This window comes from Streptomyces sp. NPDC089424 (assembly GCF_044749345.1).
In the GTDB taxonomy this organism is placed as follows: domain Bacteria; phylum Actinomycetota; class Actinomycetes; order Streptomycetales; family Streptomycetaceae; genus Streptomyces.
This window is the reverse complement of the sequence record NZ_JBIVHU010000003.1, coordinates 586,894-603,405: the sequence shown is the minus strand read 5'-3', so window position 1 is coordinate 603,405 and position 16,512 is coordinate 586,894. Positions and strand designations below refer to the sequence as shown.

At 70.5% G+C, this 16,512-nt stretch carries 17 protein-coding genes; 3 read left to right on the top strand and 14 right to left on the bottom strand.

Annotated elements, in window-relative coordinates:
- Positions 1-123: 123 nt before the first annotated feature.
- Genes ligA through ACIP2X_RS17695 form a run of 4 tightly spaced genes read right to left on the bottom strand, consistent with a single transcriptional unit; the run spans position 124 to position 4,630 of the window.
- Positions 124-2,319, bottom strand: coding sequence for an NAD-dependent DNA ligase LigA (gene ligA, locus ACIP2X_RS17710; protein WP_401673617.1), 2,196 nt, complete (start codon positions 2,317-2,319; stop codon positions 124-126).
- A gap of 14 nt (positions 2,320-2,333) precedes the next feature.
- Entirely contained in the window at positions 2,334-3,341 is a 1,008-nt protein-coding gene (locus ACIP2X_RS17705; RefSeq protein WP_401673614.1) for a methionine synthase, read from the bottom strand.
- Positions 3,342-3,373: 32 nt separating this feature from the next.
- Positions 3,374-4,072, bottom strand: coding sequence for an SDR family oxidoreductase (locus ACIP2X_RS17700; RefSeq protein WP_401673612.1), 699 nt, complete (start codon positions 4,070-4,072; stop codon positions 3,374-3,376).
- Between the two features lie 18 nt (positions 4,073-4,090).
- Positions 4,091-4,630 (bottom strand): TIGR00730 family Rossman fold protein, encoded by a 540-nt coding sequence (locus ACIP2X_RS17695; RefSeq protein WP_401673609.1) that lies wholly within the window; start codon positions 4,628-4,630, stop codon positions 4,091-4,093.
- 51 nt (positions 4,631-4,681) lie between these two features.
- On the opposite strand from ACIP2X_RS17695, the gene ACIP2X_RS17690 reads away from it, so the two are divergent.
- Entirely contained in the window at positions 4,682-5,017 is a 336-nt protein-coding gene (locus tag ACIP2X_RS17690; protein ID WP_401673607.1) for a DUF427 domain-containing protein, read from the top strand.
- Between the two features lie 10 nt (positions 5,018-5,027).
- On the opposite strand, the gene mnmA is transcribed toward ACIP2X_RS17690, so the two are convergent.
- A complete protein-coding gene (gene mnmA, locus ACIP2X_RS17685) occupies positions 5,028-6,158 on the bottom strand; it encodes a tRNA 2-thiouridine(34) synthase MnmA (RefSeq protein ID WP_401673604.1) in 1,131 nt (376 codons plus the stop codon).
- A gap of 60 nt (positions 6,159-6,218) precedes the next feature.
- Between mnmA and ACIP2X_RS17680 the strand changes: the two genes are divergently transcribed.
- Positions 6,219-6,887: an N-acetylmuramoyl-L-alanine amidase gene (locus tag ACIP2X_RS17680; RefSeq protein ID WP_401673602.1), complete on the top strand. Its 669-nt coding sequence runs from the start codon at positions 6,219-6,221 to the stop codon at positions 6,885-6,887.
- Between the two features lie 7 nt (positions 6,888-6,894).
- Here the strand turns inward: ACIP2X_RS17680 and ACIP2X_RS17675 are convergent, their stop codons facing one another.
- The 3 genes from ACIP2X_RS17675 to ACIP2X_RS17665 all read right to left on the bottom strand — a co-directional run bounded on the left by ACIP2X_RS17675 (position 6,895) and on the right by ACIP2X_RS17665 (position 8,649).
- A complete protein-coding gene (locus ACIP2X_RS17675) occupies positions 6,895-8,058 on the bottom strand; it encodes a cysteine desulfurase family protein (protein WP_401673599.1) in 1,164 nt (387 codons plus the stop codon).
- 143 nt (positions 8,059-8,201) lie between these two features.
- Positions 8,202-8,468, bottom strand: coding sequence for a DUF4190 domain-containing protein (locus tag ACIP2X_RS17670; RefSeq protein ID WP_401673598.1), 267 nt, complete (start codon positions 8,466-8,468; stop codon positions 8,202-8,204).
- A 16-nt stretch (positions 8,469-8,484) separates the two neighbouring features.
- Positions 8,485-8,649 carry a hypothetical protein gene (locus ACIP2X_RS17665; RefSeq protein WP_401673595.1) on the bottom strand — a complete coding sequence of 55 codons (165 nt, stop codon included), beginning with the start codon at positions 8,647-8,649 and terminating at the stop codon, positions 8,485-8,487.
- 116 nt (positions 8,650-8,765) lie between these two features.
- On the opposite strand from ACIP2X_RS17665, the gene ACIP2X_RS17660 reads away from it, so the two are divergent.
- Positions 8,766-9,389 carry a TetR family transcriptional regulator gene (locus tag ACIP2X_RS17660; protein ID WP_401673592.1) on the top strand — a complete coding sequence of 208 codons (624 nt, stop codon included), beginning with the start codon at positions 8,766-8,768 and terminating at the stop codon, positions 9,387-9,389.
- Between the two features lie 10 nt (positions 9,390-9,399).
- Here the strand turns inward: ACIP2X_RS17660 and ACIP2X_RS17655 are convergent, their stop codons facing one another.
- The 6 genes from ACIP2X_RS17655 to ACIP2X_RS17630 all read right to left on the bottom strand — a co-directional run bounded on the left by ACIP2X_RS17655 (position 9,400) and on the right by ACIP2X_RS17630 (position 16,452).
- Positions 9,400-10,248 (bottom strand): thioesterase family protein, encoded by an 849-nt coding sequence (locus tag ACIP2X_RS17655; RefSeq protein WP_401673589.1) that lies wholly within the window; start codon positions 10,246-10,248, stop codon positions 9,400-9,402.
- A 25-nt stretch (positions 10,249-10,273) separates the two neighbouring features.
- Positions 10,274-10,966, bottom strand: coding sequence for a trimeric intracellular cation channel family protein (locus ACIP2X_RS17650; protein WP_401673586.1), 693 nt, complete (start codon positions 10,964-10,966; stop codon positions 10,274-10,276).
- A gap of 83 nt (positions 10,967-11,049) precedes the next feature.
- Positions 11,050-12,489 carry a dipeptide ABC transporter ATP-binding protein gene (locus ACIP2X_RS17645; protein WP_401673583.1) on the bottom strand — a complete coding sequence of 480 codons (1,440 nt, stop codon included), beginning with the start codon at positions 12,487-12,489 and terminating at the stop codon, positions 11,050-11,052.
- A 26-nt stretch (positions 12,490-12,515) separates the two neighbouring features.
- Positions 12,516-13,610: an ABC transporter ATP-binding protein gene (locus ACIP2X_RS17640; protein ID WP_401673581.1), complete on the bottom strand. Its 1,095-nt coding sequence runs from the start codon at positions 13,608-13,610 to the stop codon at positions 12,516-12,518.
- Positions 13,607-14,614 (bottom strand): ABC transporter permease, encoded by a 1,008-nt coding sequence (locus ACIP2X_RS17635; RefSeq protein WP_401673578.1) that lies wholly within the window; start codon positions 14,612-14,614, stop codon positions 13,607-13,609. The genes ACIP2X_RS17640 and ACIP2X_RS17635 overlap by 4 nt, the downstream gene beginning before the upstream one ends.
- Before the next feature lie 83 nt (positions 14,615-14,697).
- Positions 14,698-16,452 carry an ABC transporter substrate-binding protein gene (locus tag ACIP2X_RS17630; RefSeq protein WP_401673576.1) on the bottom strand — a complete coding sequence of 585 codons (1,755 nt, stop codon included), beginning with the start codon at positions 16,450-16,452 and terminating at the stop codon, positions 14,698-14,700.
- Positions 16,453-16,512 lie beyond the last annotated feature (60 nt).

Here is a 16,512-nt window from a genome sequence, read left to right as displayed (position 1 = left end):
AGGTGCACACCTCAACAGTAGGCCGCAGAAGGCTTCCACGGGCAGCGGTCGTCGACGGTTGCCCGAATGCACCCCGGCCGCCCGTATGCATCTGGTATGCGTCGATCGGGTGTTCCTCAACCGCTACTCGCCGGTCGGAAGTGCCGCCTCCGACGCCGCCTCAGGCCCCTGCTCCAGCAGGACGTTGAAGCCGTCCTCGTCCAGCACGGGCACCTTGAGCTGCATCGCCTTGTCGTATTTCGATCCGGGGCTGTCACCCACCACGACGAACGACGTCTTCTTCGAGACCGAACCCGTCACCTTGGCGCCCCGGCTCTGGAGCGCCTCCTTCGCGCCGTCCCGTGTGAAGTGTTCGAGCGTTCCGGTGACGACGACCGTGAGACCTTCGAGGGGGCGCGGACCCTCGTCCTCCCCGGTGCTCTCCTCCTCCAGCCGGACCCCGGCGGCCTTCCACTTCCGGATGATCTCGCGATGCCAGTCCTCGGCGAACCACTCCTTGAGCGAGGCGGCGATGATCGGACCGACCCCGTCGGTGGTGGCCAGCTCCTCCTCGGTGGCCTGCTCGATACGGTCGACGGAGCGGAACTCGCGGGCCAGCGCCTCGGCCGCGACCGGGCCGACATGACGGATGGACAGTCCGGTCAGCACGCGTGCGAGCGGACGCTCCTTGGCGGCGGCGATGTTCTCCAGCATCGCGAGCGCGTTCTTCTTCGGCTCGCCCTGCTGGTTGGCGAAGACCGTGGCGATCTTCTCCTCACCGGTCTTGGGGTCCCGCTTGGGCAGGCCGCTGTCCTGGTCGAGGACGTACGCCTTGATGGGCAGCAACTGCTCGAACGTGAGGTCGAACAGATCGCCTTCGTCCTGGAGCGGCGGCTCGGCGGGCTCCAGCGGCCTGGTGAGGGCCGCCGCGGCGACGTAGCCGAAGTGCTCGATGTCCAGCGCCTTGCGGCCCGCCAGGTAGAAGATCCGTTCGCGCAGCTGCGCGGGGCAGGCACGGGAGTTCGGGCAGCGCAGGTCGATGTCGCCCTCCTTCATCGGCCGGAGCGCCGTACCGCACTCGGGGCACTCGGAGGGCATCACGAACTCGCGCTCGGTGCCGTCGCGCAGGTCGACGACCGGGCCGAGGATCTCCGGGATGACGTCACCGGCCTTGCGCAGCACCACCGTGTCGCCGATGAGGACGCCCTTGGCCTTGACGACGTCCTGGTTGTGCAGGGTGGCGAACTCGACCTCCGAGCCGGCCACCGTCACCGGCTCGACCTGCGCGTACGGCGTGACACGGCCGGTGCGGCCGACACCGACGCGGATGTTGACCAGCTTGGTGTTGACCTCCTCCGGCGCGTACTTGTACGCGATCGCCCAGCGCGGGGCGCGGGCCGTCGAGCCGAGGCGGCCCTGGAGGCGGATCTCGTCGAGCTTGACGACCACGCCGTCGATCTCGTGCTCCACCGAGTGGCGGTTCTCGCCGTAGTACGCGATGAACTCCCGTACGCCCGCGAGGTCGTCGACCACCCTGTTGTGCCGCGAGGTGGGCAGGCCCCACTGCCCCAGCAGGTCATAGGCCCGGGAGAGGCGGGTGAGGCCCTCGAAGCCCTCCAGGGCGCCGATGCCGTGCACCACCATGTGCAGCGGGCGGGTGGCCGTGACGCGGGGGTCCTTCTGGCGCAGCGAACCGGCCGCCGCGTTGCGCGGGTTGGCGAAGGGCTTGTCGCCGGCCTCGACCAGCCGGCGGTTCAGCTCCTCGAACTTCTCCATCGGGAAGTAGACCTCGCCGCGGATCTCCACCAGGTCCGGTACGCGGTCGCCGTCCAAGCGGTCCGGGATCTCGGCGATGGTGCGGACGTTGGGCGTGATGTCCTCACCGGTGCGGCCGTCGCCGCGGGTGGCCGCGCGCGTGAGGCGGCCGTGCTCGTAGGTGAGGTTCACGGCGAGGCCGTCGACCTTGAGCTCGCACAGGAAGTGGTACTCCTGCTCGCCCAGTTCACGGGCGATGCGGTCGGCCCAGGCCGCCAGTTCCTCGTCGTTGAAGGTGTTGTCGAGGGAGAGCATGCGCTCGCGGTGCTCGACGGCCGTGAACTCCGTCGCGTAGGACCCGGCGACCTTCTGGGTCGGCGAGTCCGGGGTGCGCAGTTCCGCGTACTGCTCCTCCAGCTCCTCCAGGGTGCGCAGGAGTTGGTCGAACTCCGCGTCACTGACGACCGGAGCGTCCTTCACGTAGTACCGGAAGCGGTGCTCCTCGACCTGCTCGGCGAGCCGCGCATGCCGCTCCCGTGCCTCGGCGGGTACCGCTGTGGACTCCGCTTGCTTGTCGCCGGCCACCGTGTGTCCTCCCGTTACTCAGGGTTGTCCGCGAGGGATCTCGCCGCCCGGACGCAGTGGGCGAGTGCCTGGCGCGCGTACTCGGGGGAAGCGCCCGCGAGTCCGCACGTGGGCGTGACCGTGACCGCCTCCGCGAGAAGCTCCGGAGACAGCCCCAGCCTGCGCCAGAGCGTCCTGACACCCATGACGCTACCGGCAGGGTCCGACAATGGGCCGTCCGTGCTCGGCACGACACCGGTGAACAGCCGCGTACCGCCCTCGACGGCCTCACCGATCGCGTCGTCGTCACGCTCGGTGAGCAGCGAGAAGTCGAAGGAGACGGCGGCGGCACCGGCCCGGCGCAGCAGCGCGAACGGCACGTCGGGGGCGCAGGAGTGGACCACGACCGGACCGCCGTCCTGCACCGCGAAGACGTCGCGCAGCGTGGCCTCGACGAGCTGCCGGTCGACGGCGCGGTGGGTGCGGTAGCCGCTGGCGCTGCGGACCTGGCCGCGCAGTACGGCGGTCAGGGACGGCTCGTCGAGCTGGAGCACCGGTCGGGCCCCGGGGACGCGGCGACGGATCTCGGCGAGATGCAGACGCAGGCCCTCGGCGAGGGACGCGGCGAGGTCACGGCAGGCGCCGGGGTCCGAGAGGACGGCCTCGCCGCCCCGCAGCTCCAGGGCCGCGGCGAGCGTCCAGGGCCCGACGGCCTGCACCTTCAGCGGGCCCTCGTACCCCTGCGTGAACTCCTCCAGGGCGTCCAGGTCCTCGCCGAGCCACGACCACGCCCGCCGGGTGTCCCGCCCCGGCCGGTCCCCGAGCCGCCAGCCGCTGGGCTCCACGCGCGCGTACAGCTCGACGAGGATCCCCGCGGTCCGCCCGATCATGTCCGCGCCGGGCCCCCGGGCGGGCAGCTCGGGCAGGAACGGGAAGTCCTCGAAGGACCCGGTGACGGTCTTGGCGGCCTCACGGGCGTCCCCACCGGGCAGGGAACCGATCCCGGTGGCGGCACCGAAGCCGAACTGGCTGTTTTCGCTCACCCGGGCAGCCTACGGAACGACTGCCGCGCGTTTCACCGACCGGGTCGCACCGTCAGGTCGTTCACCTCCGCGTCCCTGGGCAGGTCCAGGGCCGTCAGGATGGCGGTGGCGACGGACTCCGGGTCGATCCACCGCGCGGGGTCGTACTCCTTGCCCTCCTGCTGGTGGACCTTGGCCTGCATCGGGCTCGCCGTGCGGCCGGGGTAGACCGAGGTGACACGGACGCCGTTGCCGTGCTCCTCGTGGCGCAGGGAGTCGGCGAGGGCCTTCAGGCCGTGCTTGGAGGCGGCGTACGCGGACCAGCCGGCGTTGGCGCTCAGTCCCGCACCCGAGTTCACGAACAGCACGTGGCCCTGTGCGGCACGCAGCTGGGGCAGCAGGAGGCGGGTGAGCTCGGCAGGGGCGACGAGGTTGACGTTGAGCTGGTGGCGCCAGGTCTTGGGGGTGAGGTCGCCGACCGGGCCGAGGTCGACGACGCCGGCGCTGTGCACCAGGGAGTCGACCCGGTCCGGCGGTGTCTGGTGGGACAGGGCCCAGCTCAGCCTGTCGGGGTCGGAGAGGTCGCCGACGAGGGTCCTCGCCCCGGGGAACTCGGCGGCCAGTTCCTTCGCGCGGCCCGCGTCGCGCGCGTGCAGCACGAGGTCGTCCCCGCGCGCGTGCAGACGGCGGGCGAGGGCCGCGCCGATGCCGGAACCGGCCCCGGTGATCACATGTGTAGCCATGCCCGCCATGCTCGCATCATCGGCAGATCAGGCGACGCCCTGGCTCTCCTCCAGGTACGCCAGCGCCCCCACCGGCTCCTCCGCGAAGAACACCAGGTCGGTCAGCGGACGGGGCAGGAACCCCTCGTCCTCCATGCGGCGGAACTGCTCCTTGAGGCCGTCGTAGAAGCCGGCCGTGTTGAGCAGCACCACCGGCTTGTCGGTGTGGCCGTGCTTCTTCAGCTCCAGGATCTCGGTGGCCTCGTCCAGCGTGCCGGTGCCCCCCACCATGATCACCACGGCGTCGGACTTCTCCAGGAGCAGCTTCTTGCGCTCGGCGAGATCCTCGGCGACCACCATCTCGTCGACCCCCTCGCGCGCCTTGGCCGCCAGGAACCGTACGGAGACGCCCACGAGGCGCCCGCCCGCCTCCTGCACACCGTCGGCGACGACCTTCATCAGGCCGACGTCCGAGCCGCCCCACACCAGGGTGTGCCCGCCCTTGCCCAGCAGCTTCGCGAACTCGCGGGCGGGACGCGTGTAGCGGTCGTCGAGGTCGGCGGCGGAGAGGAAGACACAGATGTTCATGGGTCCACCGTACGGGGGGAAGAACGCAGGCCCCGCGGGTGCTTTCCCTACATGACGCAGAACACCACCCGAGGCCACACGATCACCATCGAGCCGGGCACGCAGCCCGTGCGCGTCGTCCGCGACGGGCAGGTGCTGGCCGAGAGCAATCGTCCCCTGCTCCTGCGGGAGACGGGTTCCCCCGTGCGCTACTACATCCCGCCGCAGGACGTACGGCTCGATCTGCTGACGCCCTCCGAGACGCACACCTACTGCCCCTTCAAGGGCACCGCGTCCTACTGGTCGCTCCCAGACGCCCCGGATCTCGTCTGGGCCTATCCGGACCCGAAGCCGGACGTGGCCGCGATCAAGGACCACCTGTGCTTCTACGAGGTGGAGCTGGTCTGAGCCGCGAGGTTCAGACCGCCCCGGCGGTCACGCGCGTGGTCGAGGCGATCGTCGCCGAGCCGACTACGCGCGTGCCGTCGTAGAGCACGATGGCCTGGCCCGGGGCCACGCCCCGGACCGGCTCGGTGAACCGCACGCGCAGGTCGCCGTCGAGCAGTTCGGCCCGCACCTCGGTCTCGCCGCCGTGGGCGCGCAGCTGCGCGGTGTAGGTGCCGGGGCCGCTGGGAGCCGTACCGCACCAGCGGGGCCGGACGGCGGTCAGGGCGCCGACGTCGAGCGCGGACGCGGGGCCCACCGTCACCGTGTTGTCGACCGGGGAGATGTCCAGGACGTAGCGCGGCTTGCCGTCGGGCGCCGGGGTGCCGATCCTGAGCCCCTTGCGCTGGCCGATCGTGAAGCCGTAGGCGCCCTCGTGCGTGCCGATCTTGCTGCCGGACTCGTCGACGATGTCGCCCTCGGCCCGGCCGAGCCGGTCCGCCAGGAACCCCTGGGTGTCGCCGTCGGCGATGAAGCAGATGTCGTGGGAGTCCGGCTTCTTGGCGACCGCGAGGCCCCGGCGCTCCGCCTCGGCGCGGATCTCGTCCTTCGTGGTGAGGGTGTCGCCGAGCGGGAACATCGCGTGCGCGAGCTGCTTCTCGTCCAGCACACCGAGCACGTACGACTGGTCCTTCGCCATGTCGGAGGCGCGGTGCAGCTCACGGGTGCCGTCGGGCCCCGTGACGACCTGCGCGTAGTGGCCCGTGCAGACCGCGTCGAAGCCGAGGGCGAGGGCCTTGTCCAGCAGCGCGGCGAACTTGATCTTCTCGTTGCAGCGCAGGCAGGGGTTGGGGGTGCGGCCGGCCTCGTACTCGGCGACGAAGTCCTCGACGACGTCCTCGCGGAAGCGGTCGGCGAGGTCCCAGACGTAGAACGGGATGCCGATGACGTCCGCCGCGCGGCGGGCGTCGCGCGAGTCCTCGATCGTGCAGCAGCCCCGCGCGCCCGTGCGGAAGGACTGCGGGTTCGCGGAGAGCGCGAGATGGACTCCGGTCACGTCGTGTCCCGCCTCGGCCGCGCGGGCCGCGGCGACGGCTGAGTCGACACCGCCGGACATGGCGGCGAGGACGCGGAGGGGGCGGGAGGGCTGCGGGGTGTCAGTCATAACCCCTCCAGGGTACGGGGACGCGGGAACCGGGGACCGCGAGTATCCGTTCTCGATCACATGGAGCAGACGAAGGGCGACCCGGGCCGGCGGATCGGGCGGCGCGCGCTGATCATCGGTGGGGCCGCCGCCGTGGTGGGCACGGGTGCCGTGCTGGCGCGTGACGAGCTGTCGCGGCTGTGGTGGCAGGTCCCCGGGGTGGACAAGCCCCGGGTGGAGGGGGCCGTCGACTACGCGGGCGCGCGCTGGGTGGCCGCCTCGTCGGCGAACTGGCGGCGGGCGGACCGCCCGGCCGACTTCACGATCGACATGGTGATCGTCCATGTCACGCAGGGCAGCTTCGACAGCGCGGTGAAGGTCTTCCAGGACCCGGAGCACGGCGCCGCGTCGCACTACATCGTCCGTGAGGACGGCCATGTCGCGCAGATGATCCGCGAGCTGGACGTGGCGTACCACGCGGGCAACCGCGGTTACAACGAGCGCAGCATCGGCATCGAGCACGCCGGCTTCGTGGACCGCCCGCAGGACTTCACGGACGCGATGTACGCCGCGTCCGCACGGCTCACGGCCGGGATATGCAGGCGCTACGGCATACCCGTCGACCGCGAGCACATCATCGGCCATGTCGAGGTGCCGGGGACGGACCACACCGATCCCGGCGAGCACTGGGACTGGGAGAGGTACCTGCGCCTCGTGCGGCGGGCGGGTCCGGCCGCGACGCCGGCCTGACGCCGGTTCAGGTCAGCCCGGCCGCCCGCGCCCGCTCCACCGCCGGCCCGATCGCCTTGGCGACCGCCTCCACGTCGGCGGTGGTGGAGGTGTGGCCGAGGGAGAAGCGCAGGGTGCCGCGGGCCAGGTCGGGATCGGTGCCGGTGGCGAGCAGGACGTGGCTGGGCTGGGCGACGCCGGCGGTGCAGGCGGACCCGGTCGAGCACTCGATGCCCTGGGCGTCCAGGAGCAGCAGCAGGGAGTCCCCCTCGCAGCCCGGGAACGTGAAGTGGGCGTTGGCCGGGAGGCGGTGCGCCGGGTCGCCGCCGAGGATCGCGTCCGGCACGGCCGCGCGGACCACGTCGATCAGGTCGTCGCGCAGGGCGCCGATCTCGCGGGCGAACTCCTCGCGGTGCGCGGCGGCATGACGGCCCGCCACGGCGAACGAGGCGATGGCGGGGACGTCGAGGGTGCCGGAGCGGACGTGGCGCTCCTGGCCGCCGCCGTGCAGGACCGGTACGGGGCTGCTCTCACGGCTCAGCAGGAGCGCGCCGACGCCGTACGGGCCGCCGATCTTGTGGGCGGAGACGGTCATCGCGGCGAGGCCCGAGCCGGCGAAGTCGACGGGGAGCTGGCCGAAGGCCTGCACGGCGTCGGAGTGCATGGGCACGCCGAACTCGGCCGCGACGTCGGCGAGTTCATGGACCGGCAGCACGGTGCCGATCTCGTTGTTGGCCCACATCACGGTGACGAGGGCGACGTCGTCGGGATTGCGCGCGAGGGCCTCGCGCAGTGCCTCGGGGGCGACCCGGCCCTGGGAGTCGACCGGGAGGTACTCGACGGTGGCGCCCTCGTGCTCGCCGAGCCAGTGCACGGCGTCGAGGACGGCGTGGTGCTCGACGGGGCTGGACAGGACCCGGGTGCGGGCCGGGTCCGCGGCCCGGCGGGCCCAGTACAGGCCCTTGACCGCGAGGTTGTCGGCCTCGGTGCCGCCCGAGGTGAAGACGACCTCGCTGGGACGGGCGCCGAGGGCTTCCGCGAGGGTCTCGCGGGCTTCCTCGACGGTGCGGCGGGCCCGGCGGCCGGATGCGTGGAGGGAGGAGGCGTTGCCCGTGCTGCGCATGTGGGCGGTCAGTGCCTCTGCCGCCTCCGGGAGCATGGGGGTGGTCGCGGCGTGGTCGAGGTATGCCATGGTGCCGCCGATTCTACGGCGCGACCGCCCGTGTGCCGCGGGTGAGGTGGGTCCGGGTTGCGGCCGGTGCCGGCGGGGCGCCCGTGGCGCCCCGGCGCGGGTCGCGACACCGCCGCCCCGGCGCGGCGTTTCGCGTGCCCGCGTCAGAAACTCCACGAGATGGAGTTGTCCGCCTGCATGAACACGGCCAGGACCACGAGGTCCGCGACACCGAGGCCGAGACCGAGGCAGGCGCGGAAGCGGCGCTCGGTGCCGCGCCACAGGGCGACGGCGGCCAGGGCGATGGCGACGGGGCCGAGGAAGAGGTTGAGCACGAGCAGGCCCAGGAGGCCGAGGACGAAGGACGCGACGGCCATGCCGTCGGTGTCACGGATGCCGGTGCGGCGCTCGGCCGGTGCGGTCAGGTGCATGGTGGGCTCCCGGCGGTCAGTGGGTCGGGGTCCGGCGGCGGCCGTGACGCTCGCGGAGCGTGAAGACGCCGAGCCAGACGGCGATCACGGCGGCCGTGACGAGGGTGAAGCCGATGGGCGCGTGGGCCACGGTGCCCATGACCACGCCGAGCAGCAGCAGTGCGGCGACCAGGAAGAGCATGGGACGAATCCCCCTCCGCTTCGGTGAACGTTTGTAGTTACACTTGTTCACTGACTTCCCAGTCTAGCTCGTCCCATGACTTCCGCATTACAGAGAACAGTTGTTAACTGCATGGTATGAGTCACACCCTCGGCATCCGGCAGGCACAGAAGCAGAAGACCCGGCAGGCGCTCCTGGACGCCGCGTTGGAGCTGCTGGAGGAGCAGAGCCTGAGCAGTCTGGGCCTGCGCGAGGTCACCCGCGCGGTCGGCGTCGCCCCGACGGCCTTCTACCGGCACTTCCGCTCCACCGCCGACCTCGGGGTGGCCCTGGTCGAGGAGGCGCTGGGCAGCCTGCACCCGACGATCCGCACCATCGTGGCCACGAGCGGCGACAGCGACGAACGCATCGCGGGCGCCGTGGAGTTGATCCGGGGACATGTGCGGGAGCACCCCGCCCATGTGCGCTTCATCGCGCGTGAGCAGCACGGCGGGGTGCAGCCGGTGCGCGAGGCCATCCGCAGCCAACTGACGCTGTTCACCGAGGAGGTGAAGGCCGAACTGGCCAAGGACCGCGCGTCCGGCGGCTGGAGCGACGACGATCTGCTGATGCTCGCCGGGCTCTACGTCGACCAGATGCTGGTCACGGCCTCACTCTTCCTGGAGGCCCTCGGCTCCGAGCCGCAGGAGCGGCGGGTCGCCGGGACGGCGAACCGCCGGCTGCGGCTGATCAGCAGGGGCCGCGCGCACTGGCTGGACTGAGTCCCGGCGCTCAGGACGCGAGCCGCACCCGCGCCAGCTGGCGGGACTGCGCCACGAGCCGGTCCGCGCTGTCCCAGACCTCGGCGTCCTCCTCCAGGAACCCGCCCGCCAGATTGCGCGTGGTGACGGACACGCGCAGCGGCCCCGGCGCGGGACGGCACCGGATGTGCACGGTCAGCTCGACCGTGGGCACCCAGCCGGAGATGCCGAGCTCGAAGGCGGTGGGCGGCAGCGCGTCCACGGCCAGCAGCAGCGAGAAGGGGTCGGCGTCCCGGCCGTCCTTGAGGCCGAACCAGGCCCGCATCTCCCCCTTGCCGGAGGGCGCGCCCAGCGCCCAGCCGAGGGTGGCGGGGTCGAGCTTGAGCATCAGCCGGTCGGTGATGGCCGAGCTGCCGTCGACCGGGGCGGGTCCGTCCTCGGGCCCGAAGCACTGCTCGATCGGCGGGATCGCCGGGGGGCGCGCGGAGGTACGGACGTCGTCGGGGAGGGCTCCGAGGTCGCCGTAGGAGGCGAGGACGCGGATCCGCTCGACCTCGCGGCCCTGGTCGTCGTACTGGAAGAGCGAGGCCTGGCCGGTGGAGAGGGTGCGGCCGGAGCGGACGACGTCGGTGCGGACGACCGCGGGGCCCGGCTGGGAGGCGGTCAGGTAGTGCGCGGAGATGGTGAACGGGTCCGGGTGCGGCAGGGCGTCGGCGAGCGCCCGGCCCAGGACGGCCAGCAGATAGCCACCGTTGACGGCGCTGATGATGGTCCAGCCCGCCGAGAGGTCGATGTCGTAGACGCCCTCGGAGCGCCGCACGACGGCCGTGTCGCGGTCGAACTCGCTGTTACCGATGGTCGCCTGGGATGCCTGAGCCATGGCGGTACGGTACAACAACAAACTACTAAGCGGTAGCTTTGCTCGGGGACGGCCGCGGTGGCTCCTCCTCGCGGACCGTCGAGCGGCGGTTCCACGCCCGCGGCGCCCGCCAGTGGAAGCGCATCGCCAGCAGCCGCAGCATGAAGGCGGTGGCGGCGGCGAGCGTGCTGGTCACCGGGTTGAGGACGTCGTACCGGATGCACAGGGCGACCATCAGGGCGCCCACGATCGCGGGGACGGCGTAGAGATCGCGGTCCCAGCGCAGGAGCGAGGGCACCTCGTTGGCGAGGACGTCCCGCAGGACGCCGCCGCCGACCGCGGTGGCCAGGCCGAGGGCCGCGGAGGCGTGCAGGCCGAGTCCGTACTCGTACGCCTTGGTGGTGCCCGCGACGCAGAAGAGGCCGAGGCCGGCCGCGTCGAAGACGTTGACGCCGGCCTGGATGCGCTCCACGTGCGGATGCAGGAAGAAGACCAGGAGCGCGGCGAGCAGCGGCGTCAGGAAGTACCCCAGGTCCGTGAAGGCGGCGGGCGGTACGGCGCCGATGACCAGGTCTCGGAAGAGTCCGCCGCCCAGCGCGGTGGCCTCGGCGAGGACGGCGATGCCGAAGACGTCGAAGTTCTTGCGGACGGCCAGCAGGGCGCCGGAGATCGCGAAGACGAAGATGCCGACCAGGTCGAGGGTGTGCTGGACGGACGGGGTGAACAGTTGCTGGAGCACCCTGACATTCTTACCCGACCAGCAGCCCCTGCCTTACAAAACAAGGCAGGGGCTCCATGAACCTTATGTGTCCTCGCCGAACCTCAGGCCTCGGACGCCTTCGCGTCGCCCGACTTCGCCTCGGCGTCAGCCGCCTTGACCGGCGCATCCGCCTTGGGCGCCTCGCCCTCGGCCGTCTTCACCGGCGCCTCCGCCTCAGGCACCTCGGCCTCGGTCACCTCGGCCGGGGTCTCCGCCTCAGGCACCTCGACCTCGGCCGTCTTCACCGGCGCCTCCGCCTCCGGCACCTCGACCTGGGCCGTCTTCACCGGGGCCTCCGCCTCCGGCACCTCGACCTCGGCCGTCTTAGCCGGCGCCTCGGGCACCTTGGCCTCGGGCACCTTGGCCTCGGTCACCTTGGCCGGGGTCTCCACCGGGGGCGTCTCGGGCGTCTTCGCCTGGGACGGGCGCTCGGACACCGGTACCAGCTCCGCCGCCTCCTTCGCGGCGGTCAGCAGCACCGTGTCCTGGGGTGCCTGGTCCTCGAAGTCCTCCGGGTGGTGGCAGGCCACCTGCTGACCGGGACGCAGCTGGAGCAGCGGCGGTTCGGTGGTCTTGCAGATCTGCGTCGCCTTCCAGCACCGGGTGTGGAAGCGGCAGCCGCTCGGCGGGGAGATCGGCGAGGGCACGTCGCCCCGGAGCAGGATCCGCTCGCTCTTGGCGTCGCGGCGCCGGGGGTCCGGGACCGGCACGGCCGACAGCAGGGCCTTGGTGTACGGGTGCATCGGCGACTGGTACAGCTTGGCGCCGTCGGCCAGCTCGACGATCTTGCCGAGGTACATCACCGCGATCCGGTCCGAGACGTGCCGGACGACGGACAGGTCGTGCGCGATGATCACGTACGTCAGGCCCAGCTCCTCCTGGAGATCGTCCAGGAGGTTCACCACCTGCGCCTGGATGGAGACGTCCAGGGCGGAGACCGGCTCGTCGGCCACGACCAGCTTGGGGTTCAGGGCGAGCGCGCGGGCGATGCCGATGCGCTGGCGCTGACCGCCGGAGAACTCGTGCGGGTAGCGGTTGTAGTGCTCGGGGCTCAGGCCCACCAGCCCCATCAGCCGCTGGACCTCCTTCTTCACCCCGCCCTCGGGCTCCACGCCCTGCAGCCGGAACGGCGCCGAGATGATGGTGCCGATGGTGTGCCGGGGGTTCAGCGAGCCGTACGGGTCCTGGAAGATCATCTGCACGTCGCGGCGGAACGGCCGCATGCCGCCCGTGCTCAGGTGCGTGATGTCCGTGCCGTCGAACTCGACCTTGCCGCCGGACGGCTCCAGCAGCCGGGTGATCAGCCGGCCCATGGTCGACTTGCCGCAGCCGGACTCGCCGACGACACCGAGGGTCTCACCGCGGCGTACCTCGAAGTCGATGCCGTCGACGGCCTTGACCGCGCCGGCCTGCCGCTGGAGCAGGCCCTTCTTGATCGGGAAGTGCTTGACCAGGCCCTCGACCTTGAGAAGCGGTTTCTCGACGTCGGTGGTCTCGGCCATCGTCCCTGTCCGGGTTTCGGTCTCGCTCACAGCTTCGGCGCAATCTCTTCGGTCCAGATCCGCGTACGGTCCTCCTGCGACAGGTGGCACGCGGTGAAGTGCCGGGCGTCGACCTCCCGCAGATCGGGCCGCTCGGTGCGGGTGATGCCGCCCTTGGGGACGTCCGCGTAGGGGCAGCGCGGGTTGAAGGCGCAGCCGGACGGGACGTTGATGAGGCTGGGCGGCTGTCCCTTGACCGGGATGAGCCGGTCGGTCTGCGCACGGTCGATGCGCGGCATCGAGCCGAGCAGGCCCCAGGTGTAGGGGTGCTGCGGCTCGTAGAAGATCTTGTCGACCGGGCCGCGCTCCACACAGCGACCGCCGTACATCACGAGGATGTCGTCGGCGATCTCGGCGACCACGCCGAGGTCGTGCGTGATGATGACGACCGCGGAGCCGAACTCCTTCTGCAGATCCCGGATGAGGTCGAGGATCTGCGCCTGCACGGTCACGTCGAGCGCGGTGGTCGGCTCGTCCGCGATGAGCAGTTCGGGGTTGTTGACCAGCGCCATCGCGATCATCGCGCGCTGGCGCATACCGCCGGAGAACTCGTGCGGGTAGGAGTCCACCCGCTTGCCGGGCTCCGGGATGCCGACGCGGTCGAGCAGTTCGACGGCCCGCCTGCGGGCGGTCTTCTTGTCGACGTCGTGGTGGACGCGGTACGCCTCCACGATCTGGCTGCCGACCGTGTAGTACGGGTGCATCGCGGACAGCGGGTCCTGGAAGATCATCGCCATCTGCCGGCCGCGCAGGCGGCGCACCTCGTCGGGGCTCGCCGAGACGAGCTCCTGGCCGTCCAGCCAGATCTCACCGGACATCTGGACGTTCTTGCCGCGGCTGCCGAGGCGGTGCAGGCCCATGATGGCCAGCGAGGTCACGGACTTGCCGGAGCCCGACTCGCCCACGATGCCGAGCGTGCGGCCCTTCTCCAGCTGGAAGGAGAGCCCGTCGACGGACTTGACCAGACCGTCGTCGGTCGGGAAGTGCACCTTGAGGTCGCGCACCTCCAGGAAGGCCCGGGAGGCCTCGGCGCTACGGACGGGCTCGCCGACGGCGGCCCCTGTCTTGGTCAGGTCGGTCACGAGAGCCTCACCCGCGGGTCGACGGTGGCGTACAGGACGTCCACCACCAGGTTGCAGAGCACGACGAAGAAGGCGGCCAGCAGGGTGACGCCCAGGATCGGCGGCAGGTCGTTGTCGGTGATCGCCTGGACGGCGTACTGCCCGATGCCCGGCAGCGAGAACACCGACTCGGTGATCACGGCACCACCCAGCAGCAGGCCGATGTCCATGCCGAACACGGTGACGATCGGCGTCAGGGCCGCCCGCAGACCGTGCTTGAGGACGACCTTCCGCTCCCTGAGGCCCTTGGCCCGGGCGGTGCGGATGAAGTCCTCGCTCATGGTTTCGAGCATGCCGGAGCGGGTGAGCCGGGCATAGATGGCGGAGTAGAGCAGCGCAAGCGAACACCATGGCAGGAACAGGGTGTTGGCCCACTGGGACGGATTCTCCGTCAGTGGCACATAGGTCCGCCCGAAGATGTCGAGCTGGTAGCTGAAGACGAGCAGCGCCAGCTGGCCGGTGAAGAACATCGGCAGCGAGACGCCGGCGAGCGCGACGCCCATGGCGGTGCGGTCGAAGAACGAGCCCGGCTTGAGCGCGGAGATCACACCGGTGGCGACACCGGACAGCAGCCACAGCACCGCGGCGCCCGAGGCGAGCGAGATGGTGACCGGGAGCCGGTCGACCAGCTGCGGCCAGACCTCGGTGTGGTTCTTGAAGGAGTAGCCGAAGCAGGGCACCTCGCACGTGGCCGTGGTCGGGCCGAGGTTGTACGTGGCCCCGGAGACGAGCCCCTTGATGAAGTCCCAGTACTGCTCGTAGACCGGCTTGTCCAGCCCGAGGTTCGCCTTGACCGCCGCGATGGTCTCCGGCGAAGGGTTCTTACCGATGTACTGCGCGGCCAGCTGATCGGGCGTCTGTCCGGCCATTCTCGGCAACAGGAAGAAGATGCCGAAGGTGACCGCGGTGACCACCAGCAGCAGGATCACTGCCGCAAGGGTCCTGCGGATGAAGTACGAGATCACGGGGATCGGCGCTGGTGCCCGCGGGCCGCGTGGCCCGCGGGCACCAATGCCTTCACCTGCCTTCCGGGGCTGCTGCTTTGCCGCTACTTCTTGGTCGTACCGAGGTTGAGCGCGTCGTACTGACCGCTCCAGGCAGCCGAGGAGGCCACGTTGGTGGCGTTGGGCGACCGGTAGAGCAGGACCTTGAAGTAGGTCAGCGGCACGATGACGGCCTCGTCCATGGTCTTCTTGTCGACCTCGGCGTAGGCGGTGTTGCGCGCGGACTCGTCCTGGTTCTGGATGGCCTCGTCCAGCAGCTTGTTGACCTCCGCGTTGTCGAACTGCGAGAGGTTGGTGTTGCCGGACTGGCTGATCGCCTTGCCGTTCAGGATCTGGTTCAGGAAGCCGTAGCCGGTCGGCCAGTCGGCGCCCCACTGCATCATGATGATGCCGATGCCCTGCTTCTCGGTGAAGCCGGGCACACCCGCGTAGTCGGTGAAGTACTTACCGGACGGGTACTGCTTCATCTCGGCGGTGATGCCGACCTTCTTCAGCGAGTCGATGATCGCCGTGGCCGCGTCGACCTCCTGCTGGCGGTCGCTGCGCGCGGAGATGTAGGTCTTGAAGCCGTTCGGCTGCTTGCAGGCCGTCAGGTGCTCCTTGGCCTTGGCCGCGTCGCCCTTGTTCCCGCTGGTGGGGTAGGCGTCGAACTTCTGGTAGCCGATGACGTCCGGCGGCAGCACCGTGGTGGCGACGTCACCACGGACCGGGCCACCCTGCGCGGTCTGCACGGCCACCTTGTCGATGGCGTACTGCACGGCCTTGCGGCACTCGACGTTGTCGAACGGCTTGACCTTGGTGTTGATCGCCGCGTAGACCAGCCGGCCACCGTAGGTGTTGTCCGTGTTGGCCTTCTGGTCCTCGCTGTTGAGCAGCTGGGCCTGGGTCTGCGTGTCCACGCCACGGCCCGCGAGGTCGACGGTCGTGGTGCCGGCCATCAGGTCCTTGTCGATCGTGGCCTGGTTGACCTTCAGGTTGACCACGATCTTGTCCGGGTACTGCTTGCGCAGCGGGTCGGTCTTCGCGTCCCACTCGGGGTTGCGCACCAGGGTGACCGACTTGCCCTCCTGGTAGCTCTCGAACTTGTAGGAGCCGGAGGAGACGATCTTCTTGGTGTAGTCGACGCCGGTGTCCTTCGCCCGCGGCACCGGCGCGGTCTGCGGCGCGGTGACCAGGTAGTCGAAGTCGGCGAACGGCTGGCTGAGCTTGAAGGTGACCGTGTACTTGTCCGGCGTCTCGATGGACGAGATGCCCTTCGTGCTCTTGTCCTTGTACGGGCCCTTGTACTTGTCGGCGCCGTCCAGGAACTGGGCGAAGTAGTTCGGGCCCAGGGAGAGCACGTCACGGGCGAAGTTGGAGCGCTCCACCGCGTACTTGACGTCGGCCGAGGTGACCTCGGTGCCGTCCTCGAACTTCACGCCCTGGCGGATCTTGTACGTCCAGGTCTTGCCGCCGTCCGAGGACTGGCCCTTGGACTCGGCCAGGTCGGGCACGATCTCGTTGCCCTTCTCGCCGGGGGCCGGCTTGAAGGTCAGCAGAGGACGCGCGTAGAGACGGCTGAAGTTGTACATGTACGCGTAGTACGTGTTGCCGGGGTCGAACGAGTCCGGCACGTCGGACATCGCGTAGGTGACCGTGCCGCCCTTCTCCGTAGAGGCGTTCACGACCTCCTTGGTGGCGGCGTTGGCCCCGGCGGACTTCCCGCCGTCGTTACCGTTGTCTTCGGCCTTGCTGCAGCCGGCCAGGAGCAACCCGGCACTGCTGACGGCCGCGACCACGGCCATTGCTGACCTTCGCATGATGGTCGTATTCCCCTTCGTAGTTGGACACTTGAGCTGGACGCGACAGCGATCGCAGAC